Origin of the sequence: Pseudomonas marginalis (genome assembly GCF_001645105.1) — a bacterium.
GTDB lineage: Bacteria > Pseudomonadota > Gammaproteobacteria > Pseudomonadales > Pseudomonadaceae > Aquipseudomonas > Aquipseudomonas petroselini.
In genome coordinates this window covers 245,453-261,592 of the sequence record NZ_LKEG01000034.1, presented here as the reverse complement: position 1 = coordinate 261,592, position 16,140 = coordinate 245,453, and the positions used below count along the sequence as shown (strand labels likewise).

The window sequence follows — 16,140 nt, the reverse complement described above, 5'->3', positions numbered from 1 at the left end:
TCATGACTGACAATACCGCCCGCGAAGGCACCCAGATCCTGGGTACCCAGACCGAAGAAGCCAGCGAGTTCGCGAACCTGCTGCTGCAAGAATTCAAGCCCAAGACCGAGCGTGCCCGCGAAGCCGTGGAAACCGCCGTGCGCACCTTGGCCGAACAGGCCCTGGCGCAAACCGACCTGGTGTCCAATGACGCGATCAAGTCGATCGAATCGATCATTGCCGCCATCGACGCCAAGCTGACCGCCCAGGTCAACCAGATCATCCACCACCCGGATTTCCAGCAGCTGGAAAGCGCCTGGCGTGGCCTGCACTACTTGGTCAACAACACCGAAAGCGATGAGCAGCTGAAGATCCGCGTGCTCAACATCTCCAAGCCGGACCTGCACAAGACCCTGAAGAAATTCAAGGGCACCGCGTGGGACCAGAGCCCGATCTTCAAGAAGATGTACGAAGAAGAATACGGCCAGTTCGGCGGCGAGCCGTACGGCTGCCTGGTGGGCGACTACTACTTCGACCAGTCGCCACCCGACGTGGAGCTGCTGGGCGAGCTGTCGAAAGTCTGCGCCGCCATGCACTCCCCGTTCATCGCTGCGGCCTCGCCGACCGTGATGGGCATGGGCTCGTGGCAGGAGCTGTCGAACCCGCGCGACCTGACCAAGATCTTCACCACCCCGGAATACGCAGGCTGGCGCTCGCTGCGTGAATCGGAAGACTCGCGCTACATCGGCCTGACCATGCCGCGCTTCCTGGCGCGCCTCCCGTACGGCGCCAAGACTGACCCGGTGGAAGCCTTCGCCTTCGAAGAAAACACCGACGGTGCCGACAGCTCCAAGTACACCTGGGCCAACGCCGCGTACGCGATGGCCGTGAACATCAACCGTTCGTTCAAGCACTACGGCTGGTGCTCGCGCATCCGTGGTATCGAGTCCGGCGGCGAAGTGGAAAACCTGCCGGCGCACACGTTCCCTACCGATGACGGTGGCGTGGACATGAAGTGCCCGACCGAAATCGCCATCAGCGACCGCCGTGAAGCGGAACTGGCGAAGAATGGTTTCATGCCTCTGCTGCACAAGAAAAACACCGACTTCGCCGCGTTCATTGGCGCGCAGTCGCTGCAGAAACCGGCCGAATACGATGACCCGGACGCCACCGCCAACGCCAACCTGGCCGCGCGCCTGCCGTACCTGTTCGCCACCTGCCGTTTCGCCCACTACTTGAAGTGCATCGTGCGCGACAAGATCGGTTCCTTCAAAGAGAAGGACGAGATGCAGCGCTGGTTGCAGGACTGGATCCTCAACTACGTGGACGGTGACCCGGCGCACTCCACCGAAACCACCAAGGCCCAGCACCCATTGGCGGCTGCCGAAGTGATCGTGGAAGAAGTCGAAGGCAACCCGGGGTACTACAACTCCAAGTTCTACCTGCGCCCGCACTACCAGCTCGAAGGGCTGACCGTGTCGCTGCGCCTGGTATCGAAGCTGCCTTCGGCCAAGAGTGCATAACCAACTGGCTCTTCTGTGGGAGGGGGCTTGCCCCCGATGGCATCTACTCGGTCTGACTGAAAGTCCGCGTCGCCTGCATCGGGGGCAAGCCCCCTCCCACACAAAAGCAATGCTCCATTGGGCATAACCAAATATCGTGGCCCACGCCACACAGGGAGAAAACATGGCTGTTGATATTTTCATCAAGATCGGCGACATCAAGGGCGAGTCCATGGACAAGGCCCACAAGGACGAGATCGACGTGCTGAACTGGAGCTGGGGCATGGCCCAGTCCGGCAACATGCACGTGGGCGGTGGCGGCGGCGCCGGCAAGGTGAATATCCAGGACCTGTCGCTGACCAAGTACGTCGACAAGGCTTCGCCGAACCTGATGATGCACTGCGCCAGCGGCAAGCACATCGACAAGGTCAAGCTGACCGTGCGCAAGGCCGGCGGTGAAAGCCAGGTCGAGTACATGGTGATCAACCTGGAAGAAGTGCTGGTCACCTCGCTGAGCACCGGCGGTTCGGGTGGCGATGACCGCCTGACCGAAAACGTCACCCTGAACTTTGCCCAAGTGATGGTCGACTACCAGCCGCAGAAAGCCGATGGCACCAAAGACGGCGGCGCGATCAAGTTTGGCTGGAACATCCGTTCCAACACCAAGCGCTGATAGCTCTGGTGGCCGTGGTTCCCCACCACGGCCCCAGAAACCTGCCCCGCTCAACAACTGTCCCTCTCACAACCCGTCCGTGGAGCTGCTTTGGTGGTAACTGAAATCGCTTCCCGCGACCGTCTGCAACCGTCCCTGCTGGACCGGCTGACCGACGACGACCCAACCAATCCCAAGGAAAGCGCCGACAAACGCGTGCTGTCCCTGACCCAATTGAAAGCCTCGGTGCTGCGTGACCTGGCGTGGCTGCTCAACACCACGTCGTTGCTCGATGCCGATGCCACGCTGCACACCCCGGCCGGGACGTCGGTGGTCAATTACGGCCTGCCGGCGCTGGCGGGCAACAGTGTTTCCAGTGTCGACATCAAGGCCCTGGAAGCCCTGATCTACCAGGCCATCGCCACCTTTGAACCGCGCATCCTGCGCCATACCCTGCGGGTCAAAGCCCGTGTCGGCCATGGCGAGATGAATCACAACGCCCTGAGCTTCGAGATCGAAGGCGACCTGTGGGCGCAGCCGGTGCCGTTGCGCCTATTGCTGCAAACCGACCTCGATCTGGAATCCGGCCATGTGCGTGTGGTGAATGCCGACCAGCGGAGGCGCCCATGAACCCGCGCCTGCTGGAGCTGTACAACCAGGAACTGCACCACGTGCGCGAAAGCGCCGCCGAGTTCGCCAAGGAATACCCGAAGATCGCCAGTCGGCTGACCCTGTCCGGTATGGACTGCGCCGACCCGTACGTCGAACGCCTGCTTGAAGGGTTTGCCTACCTCACGGCCCGCGTGCAGCTCAAGCTCGATGCCGAGTACCCGACCTTCACCCATAACCTGCTGGAAATCGCCTACCCGCACTACCTGGCGCCGACGCCGTCGATGACCGTGGTGCAATTGCAGACCGACCCGGATGAAGGCTCCCTGGCCAGCGGTTTCCCGCTGCCCCGCGACACGGTATTGCGTGCCGCCCTCGGCCGTGAAACCCAGACCTGCTGCGAGTACCGCACCGCGCACCCGGTGACGTTGTGGCCGTTGCAGGTCAGCAGCGCCGAGTATTTCGGCAACCCCGCCGCCGTGCTGGGCCGCCTGGCCGCCAGTGAGCCGAAAGCCAAGGCCGGCCTGCGCCTGACCCTGCGCACCGGCGCCGAATTGCCTTTCAACAGCCTCGACCTGGATAACCTGCCGCTGTACCTCAGCGGTGCCGACGAGCAACCGTTCCGCCTTTACGAGCAGTTGTTGGGCAACGCCTGCGCGGTGTTTGCACGCAAGCCCGGCGGTGACTGGGTAGAACGCCTGCCGCAGGACGCATTGCGCTCCCGTGGTTTTGACGATGCCGACGCCGCCATGCCGGTTGTCGCGCGGGCCTTCCAGGGCTATCGCCTGTTGCAGGAATACTTCGCCCTGCCCCACCGCTACTTGTTCGTCGAGTTCGCCGAGCTGAGCCGTGCGGTCAAGCGTTGCGACGGTCAGGAGTTGGAACTGATCGTGTTGTTCGACCGCCACGAACCGAGCTTGGAAGGCAGCGTCGGCGCCGCGCAGTTCCTGCCGTTCTGCACGCCGGCGATCAACCTGTTTCCCAAGCGCGTAGACCGTATTCACCTATCCGACCGGGTCAGCGAGCACCATGTGATCGCCGACCGCACGCGGCCGATGGATTTCGAGATTCATTCATTGAGCGGCATCACGGGCCATGGCACCGGGCCGGAACAACCCTTTTTACCGTTTTATGCGGTGCGCGACCCGTCGCGCTATGGCCGCGACCAGGCCTATTACACCGTGCGCCGCGAGCCGCGCGTGCTGTCCAGCGACCAGCGCCGCAACGGCCCACGCTCCACGTACGTGGGCAGTGAAACCTTTGTCAGCCTGGTGGACAGCGGGCAAGCGCCCTACCGCCACGACCTGCGCCAGCTCGGCGTGACCGCGCTGTGCACCAACCGCGACCTGCCCTTGTTCATGAGCGTGGGCAACGGCAAGACCGACTTCACCCTGGCCGACAGCGCGCCGGTATTGGCCGTGCGCTGCGTCGCCGGCCCGAGTCGCCCGCGCCCCAGCCATGCCCATGACGCCAAGGCGTGGCGCTTGATCAGCCAACTGTCGCTCAACTACCTGTCGTTGAGCGAACAGGGCCAGGGCGCCGGCGCCTTGCGTGAATTGCTGCGCCTGTACGGCGACAGCAACGACGCGGCGCTGCAATTGCAGATCGAAGGCTTGCGCGAGGTCAGCAGCAAAGCGGTGACCCGCCGCCTGCCGATGCCCGGCCCGATCGTGTTTGGGCGCGGCCTGGAGATCACACTGGAATTCGATGAAAACGCGTTTCGCGGCACCGGCGTATTCCTGCTCGGTGCGGTGCTGGAACGCTTCCTGGCACGCTACGTGTCGATCAACAGTTTTACCGAGACGGTGATCCGTACCACCGAACGCGGCGAGATCATGCGATGGAAAGCCAAGCCCGGACATCGTCCGACCCTGTGAGTACCCTGGATGCGATGCATCAGGCGCCCTGGGAATACGATTTCTTCCAGGCGTTGCGGCGTCTCGAGTGCGAATCGCCGGAACTGCCGCGCCTGGGCCATTCCCTGCGCCTGGCGGATGACCCGCTGCGCCTGGGTCAGCAGGCGGATTGCACCTTTGCCCCAGCCACGTTGGCGTCGGTCGACCCCGGTGGCGACGGCAAGCCGGCGCGGCTGGAGCAGTTCTTCTTCGGCCTTGGCGGCCCCAACGGCCCGCTGCCGCTGCATATCACCGAATATGTACGCGAGCGCCAGCGCAACAATGCCGACAGCACCAGCAAACACTTCCTGGATGTGTTCCACCATCGCCTGCTGAGCCTGTTTTACCGAGCCTGGGCCGAGGCGCGGCCGACGGTCAGCCATGACCGCCCGGACGATGACTATTGGTCTGCGCGCCTCGCCGCACTGAGTGGTCGCGGCATGCCGAGCCTGCTGAATCAGGGGCTCATCCCGGATACCGCGAAGCTGCATTACAGCGGCCACCTCTCGGCGCAAACCCGCTACCCGGACGGCTTGAAAGCCATTCTCGGCGAGTACTTCGGCCTGCCGGTGGCGATCGAAGAGTACGTCGGCCAATGGCTCGAGCTGCCCGAACGCAGCCGCGTGGGCGTGAGCGCCAACCGTCTCGGCGTGGACTTTTGCCTGGGCAGCTTCGTGTGGGATCGTCAGCACAAATTCCGTATCCGCCTGGGCCCCCTCACGCTGGATGACTACATGGGCATGCTGCCCGGCCACCAACCGTTCAACGAGCTGGTGGCGTGGGTGGCCGAGTACCTGGGCCATGAACTGGACTGGGACTTGAACCTGGTTCTGCAACAAGCCGAAGTGCCAGTGCTGCAACTCAACGGCCAGTTCCGCCTGGGCTTCAACACCTGGCTCGGTAAACCCGAGCATGACGCCAACGACCTAATCCTGGCCCGGCACTACGCCGACCACGCCACCACCTCAAGGAATCCAGAGCATGGGTGAAATCAGTCGCGCCGCACTGTTCGGCAAACTCAACAGCGTGGCCTACAAGGCCATCGAAGCCGCCACGGTGTTCTGCAAACTGCGGGGCAACCCGTATGTGGAGCTTGCCCACTGGTTTCACCAGTTGCTGCAACTGCAGGACTCGGACCTGCACCGCATCATCCGCCAGTTCAACGTCGAGCCGGCGCGCCTGGCCCGCGACCTGACCGAAGCCCTGGACCGCCTGCCACGCGGCTCGACCTCGATCACCGACCTGTCCTCCCATGTGGAAGAAGCGGTGGAGCGCGGCTGGGTCTACGGCAGCCTGATGTTCGGCGAAAGCCAGGTACGCACCGGTTATCTGGTGCTCGGCATTCTCAAGACCCCGAGCCTGCGCCATGCGCTGCTGGGCTTGTCTTCCGAGTTCGACAAGATCAAGGCCGAGGCCCTGAGCGAGCGCTTTGATGAATACGTGGGCGACTCGCCGGAAAACGCGCTGAGCGCCAGCGACGGTTTCAACGCCGGCGCCGTGCCGGGCGAAGCCAGCGGTGCCATGGCGCCCAGTGCGATGGGCAAACAGGAAGCGCTCAAGCGCTTTACCGTTGACCTGACCGAACAGGCCCGCAGCGGCAAGCTCGACCCGATCGTGGGTCGTGATGAGGAGATCCGCCAACTGGTCGACATCCTCATGCGCCGCCGCCAGAACAACCCGATCCTCACCGGTGAAGCCGGGGTGGGCAAGACCGCCGTGGTCGAAGGTTTCGCCCTGCGTATCGTCGCCGGTGACGTGCCACCCGCGCTCAAAGATGTGGAACTGCGCAGCCTCGACGTGGGCCTGCTGCAAGCCGGCGCCAGCATGAAAGGCGAATTCGAACAGCGCCTGCGCCAGGTCATCGAAGACGTCCAGGCCTCACCCAAGCCGATCATCCTGTTTATCGACGAAGCCCACACCCTGGTGGGTGCCGGTGGCGCCGCCGGCACCGGTGACGCAGCCAACCTGCTCAAGCCTGCATTGGCGCGTGGCACCCTGCGTACTGTGGCCGCCACCACCTGGGCCGAGTACAAGAAGCACATCGAGAAGGACCCGGCCCTGACGCGCCGTTTCCAGGTGGTGCAAGTCGCCGAACCGTCGGAAGACAAAGCGCTGCTGATGATGCGCGGCGTGGCGTCGACCATGGAAAAACACCACCAGGTGCAGATCCTCGACGAAGCCCTGGAAGCCTCGGTGAAGCTGTCCCACCGCTACATCCCGGCGCGCCAGTTGCCGGACAAATCCGTGAGCCTGCTGGACACCGCCTGCGCCCGCGTCGCCATCAGCCTGCACGCGGTGCCGGCCGAAGTGGACGACAGCCGCCGCCGCATCGAAGCCCTGGAAACCGAGCTGCAGATCATCGCTCGCGAGCATGCCATTGGTATCGCGATTGGCGCGCGTCAAACCCATAGCGAAGCACTGTTGAGCGCTGAACGTGAGCGCCTGGCGACGCTGGAAAGCCGCTGGGCCGAAGAGAAAGCGCTGGTGGACGAACTGCTCGCTACCCGCGCGACCTTGCGCGAAAAGGCCGGCGCCGTAGACAGTGGCGACGACGCTTTGCGCGAGCAACTGGTCGACCTGCAACAACGCCTCAGCGCGCTGCAAGGTGAAACCCCGCTGATCCTGCCGACCGTGGATTACCAGGCCGTGGCCTCGGTGGTCGCCGACTGGACCGGCATCCCGGTGGGCCGCATGGCGCGCAATGAGCTGGAGACGGTGCTCAACCTCGACCAGCACCTGAAGAAACGCATCATCGGCCAGGACCACGCCCTGCAGATGATCGCCAAGCGCATCCAGACGTCCCGCGCCGGCCTCGACAACCCGAGCAAGCCGATTGGCGTGTTCATGCTGGCCGGTACCTCGGGCGTGGGCAAGACCGAAACCGCCCTGGCCCTGGCCGAAGCCATGTACGGCGGCGAGCAGAACGTCATCACCATCAACATGAGCGAATTCCAGGAAGCCCACACGGTGTCGACCCTCAAGGGCGCGCCTCCGGGCTATATCGGCTACGGCGAAGGCGGCGTGCTGACCGAAGCCGTGCGGCGCAAACCCTACAGCGTGGTACTGCTGGACGAGGTGGAGAAAGCCCACCCGGACGTGCATGAAATCTTCTTCCAGGTGTTCGACAAGGGCGTGATGGAAGACGGCGAAGGCCGGGTGATCGACTTCAAGAACACCCTGATCCTGCTGACCACCAACGCCGGTACCGAGCTGATTTCCCAGGTGTGCAAAGACCCGGCGAACATCCCTGAGCCGGAAGAAATCGCCAAGGCCCTGCGCCAGCCGCTGCTGGAGATCTTTCCGCCGGCACTGCTCGGCCGCCTGGTGACCATTCCGTACTACCCGCTGAGCGATGAGATGCTCAAGGCGATCACCCGCCTGCAACTGGGCCGCATCAAGAAGCGCGTGGAGACAACCCACAAGGTTGCCTTCGACTACGACGACGCGGTGGTCGACCTGATCGTCTCGCGTTGCACCGAAACCGAAAGCGGCGGGCGCATGATCGACACCATTCTTACCAACAGCCTGCTGCCGGACATGAGCCGTGAGTTCCTCACGCGCATGCTCGAAGGCAAGGCGATGGCGGGTGTGCGCATCAGCAGCCGGGATAATGAATTGCACTACGACTTCAGCGACGCAGATTGACCTGACGGAACACAATCAAAATGTGGGAGGGGGCTTGCCCCCGATAGCAGTGTGTCAGTTGATGCATTCGGTGACTGATTCACCGCCATCGGGGGCAAGCCCCCTCCCACACTTGAACCGGTTCCTTCAGTTACTTAGTCATTTACGGGACAACCGATGCTTTTTAACCAAGCCTCACGCCTGGCCAAGATCACCAGCCCCCTGGGGGCGGATGTGCTGCTGCTCAATGAAATGGGCGGCGGCGAAGAGCTGGGGCGGCTGTTCAACTATGAGCTGCAACTGACGTCCCTGGACGCCAACATCGACCTCAACCAGTTGCTCGGCAAACCCATGAGCGTGGGCCTGCAACTGGCGGACGGCGGTGAGCGGCACTTCCACGGTATCGTCGCGCGCTGCAGCCAGAACATCGACCAGGGCCAGTTCGCCAGTTACCAGGTGACGTTGCGCCCGTGGCTGTGGCTGCTCAGCCGGACCTCGGACTGCCGGATTTTCCAGAACCTGAGCATCCCGCAGATCATCAAGCAGGTGTTCCGCGACCTGGGGTTTTCCGACTTCGAAGACGCCCTGAGCCGGCCGTACCGCGAGTGGGAATACTGCGTGCAGTACCGCGAGACCAGTTTCGACTTCGTCAGCCGCTTGATGGAACAGGAAGGCATCTACTACTTCTTCCGCCATGAACAGGACCGCCATGTGCTGGTGCTGGCTGACGCCTACGGTGCCCACACCACCGTGCCGGGCTACGCATCCATCCCGTATTACCCCAAGGACGAGCAGCAGCGCGAACGCGACCACATGCACAACTGGCACCTGGCGCAAGAGGTGCAGCCCGGCTCGCTGGAGCTCAACGACTACGACTTCCAGCGCCCCAGCGCCAGCATCGACGTGCGCTCGGCCATGCCGCGCCCGCACACCGCCGGCGACTACCCGCTGTACGACTACCCCGGCACCTACGTGCAAAGCGCCGACGGCGAACACTATGCGCGCACCCGCATCGAAGCCCTGCAAACCCTGCACGAGCAGATCGAGTTCAGCGGCAATGCGCGTGGCCTGGGTTCGGGGCATTTGTTCAGCCTCACCGGCTTCAGCCGCCAGGACCAGAACCGCGAATACCTGATCGTCGGCATTCGCTATTACATCGTCCAGGAAAGCCTGGAAAGCGGCGGCGGTTCGGGCGGCGCGCAGTTCGAAAGCAGCCTGACCTGCATCGACGCCCAGCAGAGCTTCCGCCCGTTGGCCAGCACCCACCGCCCTATCGTCAAAGGCCCGCAGACCGCGCTGGTAGTCGGGCCCAAGGGCGAGGAAATCTGGACCGACCAGTACGGCCGCGTGAAGGTGCACTTCTACTGGGACCGCCACGACCAATCCAACGAGAACAGCTCCTGCTGGATTCGTGTGTCGCAATCCTGGGCCGGCAAGAACTGGGGCTCGATGCAGATTCCCCGGATCGGCCAGGAAGTGATTGTAAGCTTTCTGGAAGGTGATCCCGACCGGCCGATCATCACCGGGCGGGTGTACAACGCCGAGCAGACCGTGCCGTACGATTTGCCGGAGAACGCTACCCAGAGCGGCATGAAGAGTCGATCCAGCAAAGGCGGCACGCCGGCCAACTTCAATGAAATCCGCATGGAGGACAAGAAGGGGTTGGAGCAGTTGTATATCCATGCTGAGCGGAATCAAGACATTGTGGTGGAAGTGGATGAGAGCCACTCCGTCGGGCATGACCGCAATAAGAGCATTGGGCACAACGAGACGGTGACGATTGGGAATAATCGCGTGCGGGTCGTGCGCAACAACGACACCGTTCTGGTGGGTGGGGCCAAGTCTGACAGCGCCGCCACAAACTACACCATAGAGGCAGGAGACAGCATTCGCCTAGTGTGCGGTGACAGCGTGTTCGAGCTCAAGGCTGGCGGAGACATTAACCTGACCTGCACCTCGTTCAATCTGTTCTCCTCCGGCAGCAGCAAGATACAGACGAAAGGCAAACTGGATATCAACCTGGGCAGTGACAAGGGCACGTCGCCCGGCGCTCAGGGCGTGCAAGACACAATCAAGTCCGCCGTCGAGTCAAAATTCCCTGGCAAGCCCGGCGCTGGTCAATAACGAGATTTTTCTGCCATGAATTACTTGATTAACGAAGCTCAATTCACCCTTCCCGATGCTGAGGTGCAGGACACCTCGATCAATATTCTCAAGTTCGCCAAGCTGGGCACCACGCTGGTGGTCAGCCGTAGCCCGCTGGCGGATGGCGAGACCCTGCACAGCAACTTCGAGGGCCAGTTGAAGAAACTCGAACAGCAAGTTAAAGACCTTCGTTATTCGCCGGCGCAAGCCATCAAGGTGGGGCCGGCGCAGGATATCGACGCCTTTGAGGTGCAGAATAAATTCAACAAAGGCAGCGACAACATTTACCAATATCAGCTAGCGATGCAGATACCCGGCACACGCCATTTGATTGCCCTGAGTTACGTCAAGACGCAGCCCCTGGGAGCTGCCGAGGCAGCTCACTGGGCAACGCTCAAAAGCACACTCAACTTCTTCGCCAAGCCCTGAGTCGAGTCTGAGCAATGAGTGAGGATCTTTGGGCCGCCCGTGAAGGCGACGCGCTGCTGCACACCTCGGTGATGGCCGATATTCTCGGCGGTGTACTTGAAGTGGCAGCCTATGCGGCGATCACCTACGTGGGCTGCCTGGCTGCCGCTGCTGCGGTTGCGCTGGTGACCGGCGCAACCATTGCCACCGGCGGTGTTGCCCTAGTCTTGGTAGTCGGCGCGGTCGTAGGGATCACCGCAGGACTCACAGGTGCTGATCTGAAAATATCCAGTTGGTGCGAGTCGGCCGCCAACTGGGTGTTCCCACCGGTAATCGACGCCTTTATCACCAGCGGCTCGGACAACGTCTTCATCAACGGGAAAAAGGCTGCCCGCGCCGCCGGAAAGATGTTGGCCGTGCCAGTGATGCCCAGCGAACCGCCGGCGCCCAGCTTCCTGGATATGGCAGGAGAGTTTTTCTCTCAACTGTGGCGACCCACCGTCGCCTCGCCCGCTGCCGGCACAGTGCCCTGCTTACTGGATACCGTAGCGTGTAACAAGCATCCCCCCATGCCCCTGCAATTCATTGCGGAGGGTTCCAGCTCGGTATTCATCAACGGCCAACCGGCGGCGCGTAGCGGCGATCGAAGTACCTGCGATGCAAAAATCGGAACTGCAGAGGGGTTGATATCGCCGGATGTACGCATCGGGGGCGAGACCGTCGTGGTGCAGGAGATTCGTAGCGGGAAAACGCCGGGCGTGGGCTTGGCGATTACTGCTCTGTTGATGCTACGTGGCAATGTGAGATGCTTTTGGAGCAAACTACCCTGCCTGTTCGGCAGTGTGCTGGTAGGGGCAGCAGTCTCCTATGGCACCAGTAAGATAACCTCCGCCCTCAAGAGCGCAATCAATGGCTCACCGAATCCGGTACACAGCCCTACCGGCGCCAAAATCCTCGGCGATAGCGAAGAACTGGATTTCGTCCTGCCGGGCCTGCTCCCCATTGATTGGCAGCGCTTCTACAGCAGCCTCGACACCCGCCAGGACGGCCTTTTCGGTGCAGGCTGGAGCGTCGCCTACGAAGTGTCGGTCGAGATAGATTTGGACGAAAACCTGTTCTACATCGATGAACAGGGGCGCCGATTGCAGCTTGGGTTTATTCCCTTGTCCAGTGCAGCTTTCAGTCCTGGAGAAGGCCTTGCGGTCAGGCGCAGCCATGATGGAGCAATACTGATCGAAAGTATCGACGGTCTGTATCGCCTGTTCGAACCCGACCCGCTGGTCAACTCGCGGATGCGCTTATGCCTGTTGGGTGATCGCAATGAGGGGCGGATCTTCCTCGATTACGATAGCCAGGGGCGGCTCCACCGCCTGCGCGACACCCATGATTTGATGCACGTCGATCTCAACTACGCTGCGGCGCATCCGCGACGAGTGAGCCATATCGAACGGCGTTACCTACGCCAGGAGCATTTCGATGCGCGCAGTGACGTACTCTGTAGTTATCGCTATGACAGCAATGGCGATCTGGCCGAGGTACTAGACGCACAAGGTATTACCCTTCGGCGCTTCGCCTACGACAGCGGCAGGCGCATGATAGAACACCAATTGCCGAGTGGTTTGCGCTGTTTTTACCAATGGGCTGAAGCAACCGGACCCGACGGTCCGCAATGGCGCGTCAGGCGACACTGGACTGATGCAGGCGATGAATACACCTTTGACTACGACTTGGAAGCTGGCATTACGCGCGTGACCGACGGGCTGATGCGGGTCAGCACACGCCATTGGAACCCGCAGTATCAGATCACTTGCTACGTCGATAACGTGGGCCAGTCGTGGCAGTTCGAATGGAACGAAGATCGCCAACTGCTCGGTACGGTCGATCCGCAAGATGGCCAATGGCGATTCAGTTACGACGAATCTGGAAACTTGAGTGCCGTGACCGACCCATTGACCAGGACGCGCGGTACACAGTGGCTGGCGCATTGGGCGTTACCGCAGGTGGAAACTGACCCGGCCGGCAACAGTTGGCATTGCCGCTACGATCAGCGCGGCAATTGCATTGAAGAAATCGACCCCTCGGGAAACCGTACACGCTACGTCTATGACGGTTTCGGGCAACCGGTGCGTATCATCGATGCCTCGGAAAAAACCAGGACACTGCATTGGAACGAGTGGGGCCAACTGGTCGAAGAGGTGGATTGTTCCGGTTATCCGACTCGCTTTCAGTACGACGCATTTGGCAATCTGGTGGTGCAAACCAATGCTGAAGGTAATTCGGTACGCTACCGCTACGACCACCAGGGGCTGCTCCTGGAATGCCACCTCCCGGATGGCCGCGTGGAACAGTTCCAGCGCAGCGCAAGTGGTTATCTGACAGCTCATGTTGATCCCGCCGGAAGCACTACGCGCTATGCCTATGATGTACGGGGCCTGGTCAAACAACGCTGGGATGCGCATGGTCGCACGGTCATGTTCGATCATGATGCCTACGGGCGACTGCGCAAGCTGAACAACGAAAACGGTGAAAGCTATCGCTTTGAGTGGGACGCAGCCGACCGCATGGTGCAGCAACAAGACCTGGATCAAAACCGGCGCTGCTACACCTATGATTCGCTGGACGACGTTGTCGCCGTGGACTATCTACCAGGCACCGAAGGCGAACCGGTAGCGCCGCTGTCACACCGGTTCAAGCGGGATGCTGTTGGACGCCTGGTCAGCAAAGTCACAGCGGACGGTACCACCGTTTATGAGCATGACCTGAACGATCAACTGATAGGCGTTACCTTTACTAACCTTGATGGTCACCTACAGGCGCTCGGCTTCAGCTATGACCCGCTGGGGCAGTTGATTGAGGAACAAAGCTCGGCAGGCTCTGTACAGCATCGTTACGACGAGTTGGGAAACCTGATCCAAACCGGTCTGCCAGATGGTCGGTGGTTGAACAGGCTGTACTATGGCAGCGGCCATCTGCATCAGCTGAATCTCGACGGTCAAGTCATCAGCGACTTCGAGCGGGATCGCTTGCATCGCGAAGTGCAGCGCACTCAGGGTCACCTCAAGACGAGCACCGTGTACGACCGAAGCGGCAGGCTGCGCTCACGTCAACGCCGGACTAGTGACCAGCCCTGGCAGTTACCTCCAATGGTCGAGACCGTCTATAGCTACGACCCCAGCGATAACTTGATCGGGCGCCAGCGTATTGATCGACAACACAATCGGCATGAGTATCTGGGATACGATAGCACCGATCGTATCCTTGTAAGCCAGCAGGTTGGGAGGAACGAAACCTATGCCTATGACGCCGCAGCCAATCTGCTGGACAGTCCAGATCAAGGTGGTCTCGTACGGCATAATCGGCTCATCACCTATCAGGACAAACGTTATACATACGATGCTTTAGGTCGGGTGATCGAAAAACGCAGCGCCGTTCGTGGCTTGCAGCGTTTTGCCTACGATGCTGAAAATCGGCTGGTTGAAGTACGCAATGAGAGCGGCAGCGTGGTCAGGATGACCTATGACCCCCTTGGGCGACGCATCAAAAAAACCGAGCATGATTCCAATGGCTACCCATTGAGCCAGTCAGATTTCACTTGGGATGGTTTACGCCTGTTACAAGAGCACAAACACAGCCAGACCAGCCTTTATGTGTATGAAGGGGAAGGCTACGAACCTCTGGCTCGGATCGACGGCACAGGGCCACTGCAAAAAACCCGCTACTACCACAACGATCTTAATGGGCTTCCGGAGCAACTGACCGAGGCCGATGGGCAAAGTACTTGGCGCGCGACCTATCAGGTGTGGGGCAGTACATTGGAGGAGGTCCGGGAGCCACATTACATTGAAGAGCAGAACCTACGATTCCAAGGCCAGTACCTGGACCGGGAGACGGGACTGCATTTCAATACATTCCGGTTTTATGATCCCGATGTGGGGCGTTTTACAACACCGGACCCCGTCGGGTTGGCAGGAGGTTTCAACCTTTATCACTATGCCCCTAATCCTTCGGGATGGATTGATCCCTTGGGATGGGCACCCTGCGGCTCAACCACTGCCAAGCTTCAGGCACACGCCAACGCCGCCAGGAAGGCTGTTTACAGTAACCCTCAAAGGTCGTTGACCCTGAAACAAAGAGCAGCAGTGAAACGAGCCTATGACAGAGGTGATCTCGGACAAGCACGTTCTCGCTATCGTCGGTATGTCGGGCAAAGAATCGATGCAGATTTCAAGACCAGAGTGAAAAATGACCCGTCACTGGGGCACTTGGAAGTATCGAAATCAGGGCAACGTCTGCCCGATGTGTATGAAACTAAAACTAATACCTGGTGGGACCTTACGACGAAAGCTGATTGGAAAAGGGGCACGCATCAGCGGCGCTATGGGGACTGGGGCAATGGTTATGAGGGGATATTGTGGTGACTGAAAAAATGCAATCAACCGTGCTGTCCGATATGCAGCGGAACGGACTCGTGCTACCTAAAAAAATGCGTTTTGAAAAAGAGCGTATCAGCGACTGCAAACTAAAAGAGGCGAAACTCTCCGATCCGATTTTTGATCAATGCGTATTGGAAAATTGCACCTTTGAGAAAAGTGACTTTTCTGGTTCAAGATTCTTCAATAAAACACTCTTAACCAATTGTTCCTTCAAGACTGTCGACTTTCAAGCATCAGGTTTCAGTAACACGAAATTCCAGGACTGTACGTTTATAAAGTGCGACTTTCGAGAAGCCTCCTTGAAAGATTGCGAACTCAGCAACTGCACATTTACCCAGTGTAAAATCATTGACAACTCGTTTAATGCCAAAAACATAGCCAACCTAAAATTTGCTGGAAAACTCCAAGAAGTAAATTTCGTATCCGATCAACCCAACACACCTCTTCTTGCAGATTTTGAACTGTGTAAATTGGATTATGTAACATTTCAAAACTGTGATCTTGAAAAGATTGTTCCCCCCAAGGATACCCAGCACATTTTTTTCAAAGATGTGTCCGCTCGCGCACGAAAAGCGCTCGTATTGATAAGCTCTGAGCCAGACAATCAGATCAATAAACTATTGAAGCGACGCCTACAAAAACTTACAACGCAACGAGGTGCCATCTTAAATATCAAAAATCTTGAAGATTACGAAGGGCCAGATTTTACCAAGCAATTCATTACCCTTCTTCAGGATGCTTAGGAAAGGTGGGGGAAAAGGGGACGGATTGGGAAAAGGGGACGGATTTATTTAATCAAGGCGACATCCTTACAGTTAAATAAATCCGTCCCCTTTATCGTCGCCGCGTCCACAAGAAATTTGACATCGAAGGTAGCTTCGAAAAAAACGGCC

The 16,140-nt window shown here is 59.8% G+C and carries 10 protein-coding genes; all 10 read left to right on the top strand.

The genetic code is table 11. The annotated features are described in order from the left end of the window. Nucleotides 1-2 precede the first annotated feature (2 nt). The 10 genes from tssC to AO064_RS10460 all read left to right on the top strand — a co-directional run bounded on the left by tssC (nucleotide 3) and on the right by AO064_RS10460 (nucleotide 15,990). Entirely contained in the window at nucleotides 3-1,502 is a 1,500-nt protein-coding gene (gene tssC, locus AO064_RS10505; RefSeq protein WP_015886557.1) for a type VI secretion system contractile sheath large subunit, read from the top strand. Between the two features lie 163 nt (nucleotides 1,503-1,665). Further along, nucleotides 1,666-2,154: an Hcp family type VI secretion system effector gene (locus AO064_RS10500; RefSeq protein ID WP_015886558.1), complete on the top strand. Its 489-nt coding sequence runs from the start codon at nucleotides 1,666-1,668 to the stop codon at nucleotides 2,152-2,154. Nucleotides 2,155-2,247: 93 nt separating this feature from the next. Next, the gene (gene tssE, locus AO064_RS10495) at nucleotides 2,248-2,763 is read left to right on the top strand and encodes a type VI secretion system baseplate subunit TssE (protein ID WP_005792513.1); all 516 of its coding nucleotides are present in this window, start codon (nucleotides 2,248-2,250) and stop codon (nucleotides 2,761-2,763) included. Further along, nucleotides 2,760-4,619: a type VI secretion system baseplate subunit TssF gene (gene tssF, locus AO064_RS10490; protein WP_064053233.1), complete on the top strand. Its 1,860-nt coding sequence runs from the start codon at nucleotides 2,760-2,762 to the stop codon at nucleotides 4,617-4,619. The genes tssE and tssF overlap by 4 nt, the downstream gene beginning before the upstream one ends. Further along, nucleotides 4,583-5,626 (top strand): type VI secretion system baseplate subunit TssG, encoded by a 1,044-nt coding sequence (tssG, locus tag AO064_RS10485; protein WP_064053232.1) that lies wholly within the window; start codon nucleotides 4,583-4,585, stop codon nucleotides 5,624-5,626. Before tssF ends, tssG begins: the two co-directional genes overlap by 37 nt. Further along, the gene (gene tssH, locus AO064_RS10480; RefSeq protein ID WP_064053231.1) at nucleotides 5,619-8,282 is read left to right on the top strand and encodes a type VI secretion system ATPase TssH; all 2,664 of its coding nucleotides are present in this window, start codon (nucleotides 5,619-5,621) and stop codon (nucleotides 8,280-8,282) included. The genes tssG and tssH overlap by 8 nt, the downstream gene beginning before the upstream one ends. A gap of 156 nt (nucleotides 8,283-8,438) precedes the next feature. Then, the gene (locus AO064_RS10475) at nucleotides 8,439-10,385 is read left to right on the top strand and encodes a type VI secretion system Vgr family protein (protein ID WP_064053230.1); all 1,947 of its coding nucleotides are present in this window, start codon (nucleotides 8,439-8,441) and stop codon (nucleotides 10,383-10,385) included. Between the two features lie 15 nt (nucleotides 10,386-10,400). After that, nucleotides 10,401-10,835 (top strand): DcrB-related protein, encoded by a 435-nt coding sequence (locus AO064_RS10470; protein ID WP_064053229.1) that lies wholly within the window; start codon nucleotides 10,401-10,403, stop codon nucleotides 10,833-10,835. 14 nt (nucleotides 10,836-10,849) lie between these two features. Next, nucleotides 10,850-15,232, top strand: coding sequence for an RHS repeat-associated core domain-containing protein (locus AO064_RS10465; RefSeq protein WP_064053228.1), 4,383 nt, complete (start codon nucleotides 10,850-10,852; stop codon nucleotides 15,230-15,232). Then, nucleotides 15,229-15,990 (top strand): pentapeptide repeat-containing protein, encoded by a 762-nt coding sequence (locus AO064_RS10460; RefSeq protein ID WP_170171896.1) that lies wholly within the window; start codon nucleotides 15,229-15,231, stop codon nucleotides 15,988-15,990. The genes AO064_RS10465 and AO064_RS10460 overlap by 4 nt, the downstream gene beginning before the upstream one ends. The last annotated feature ends 150 nt before the right edge of the window (nucleotides 15,991-16,140 follow it).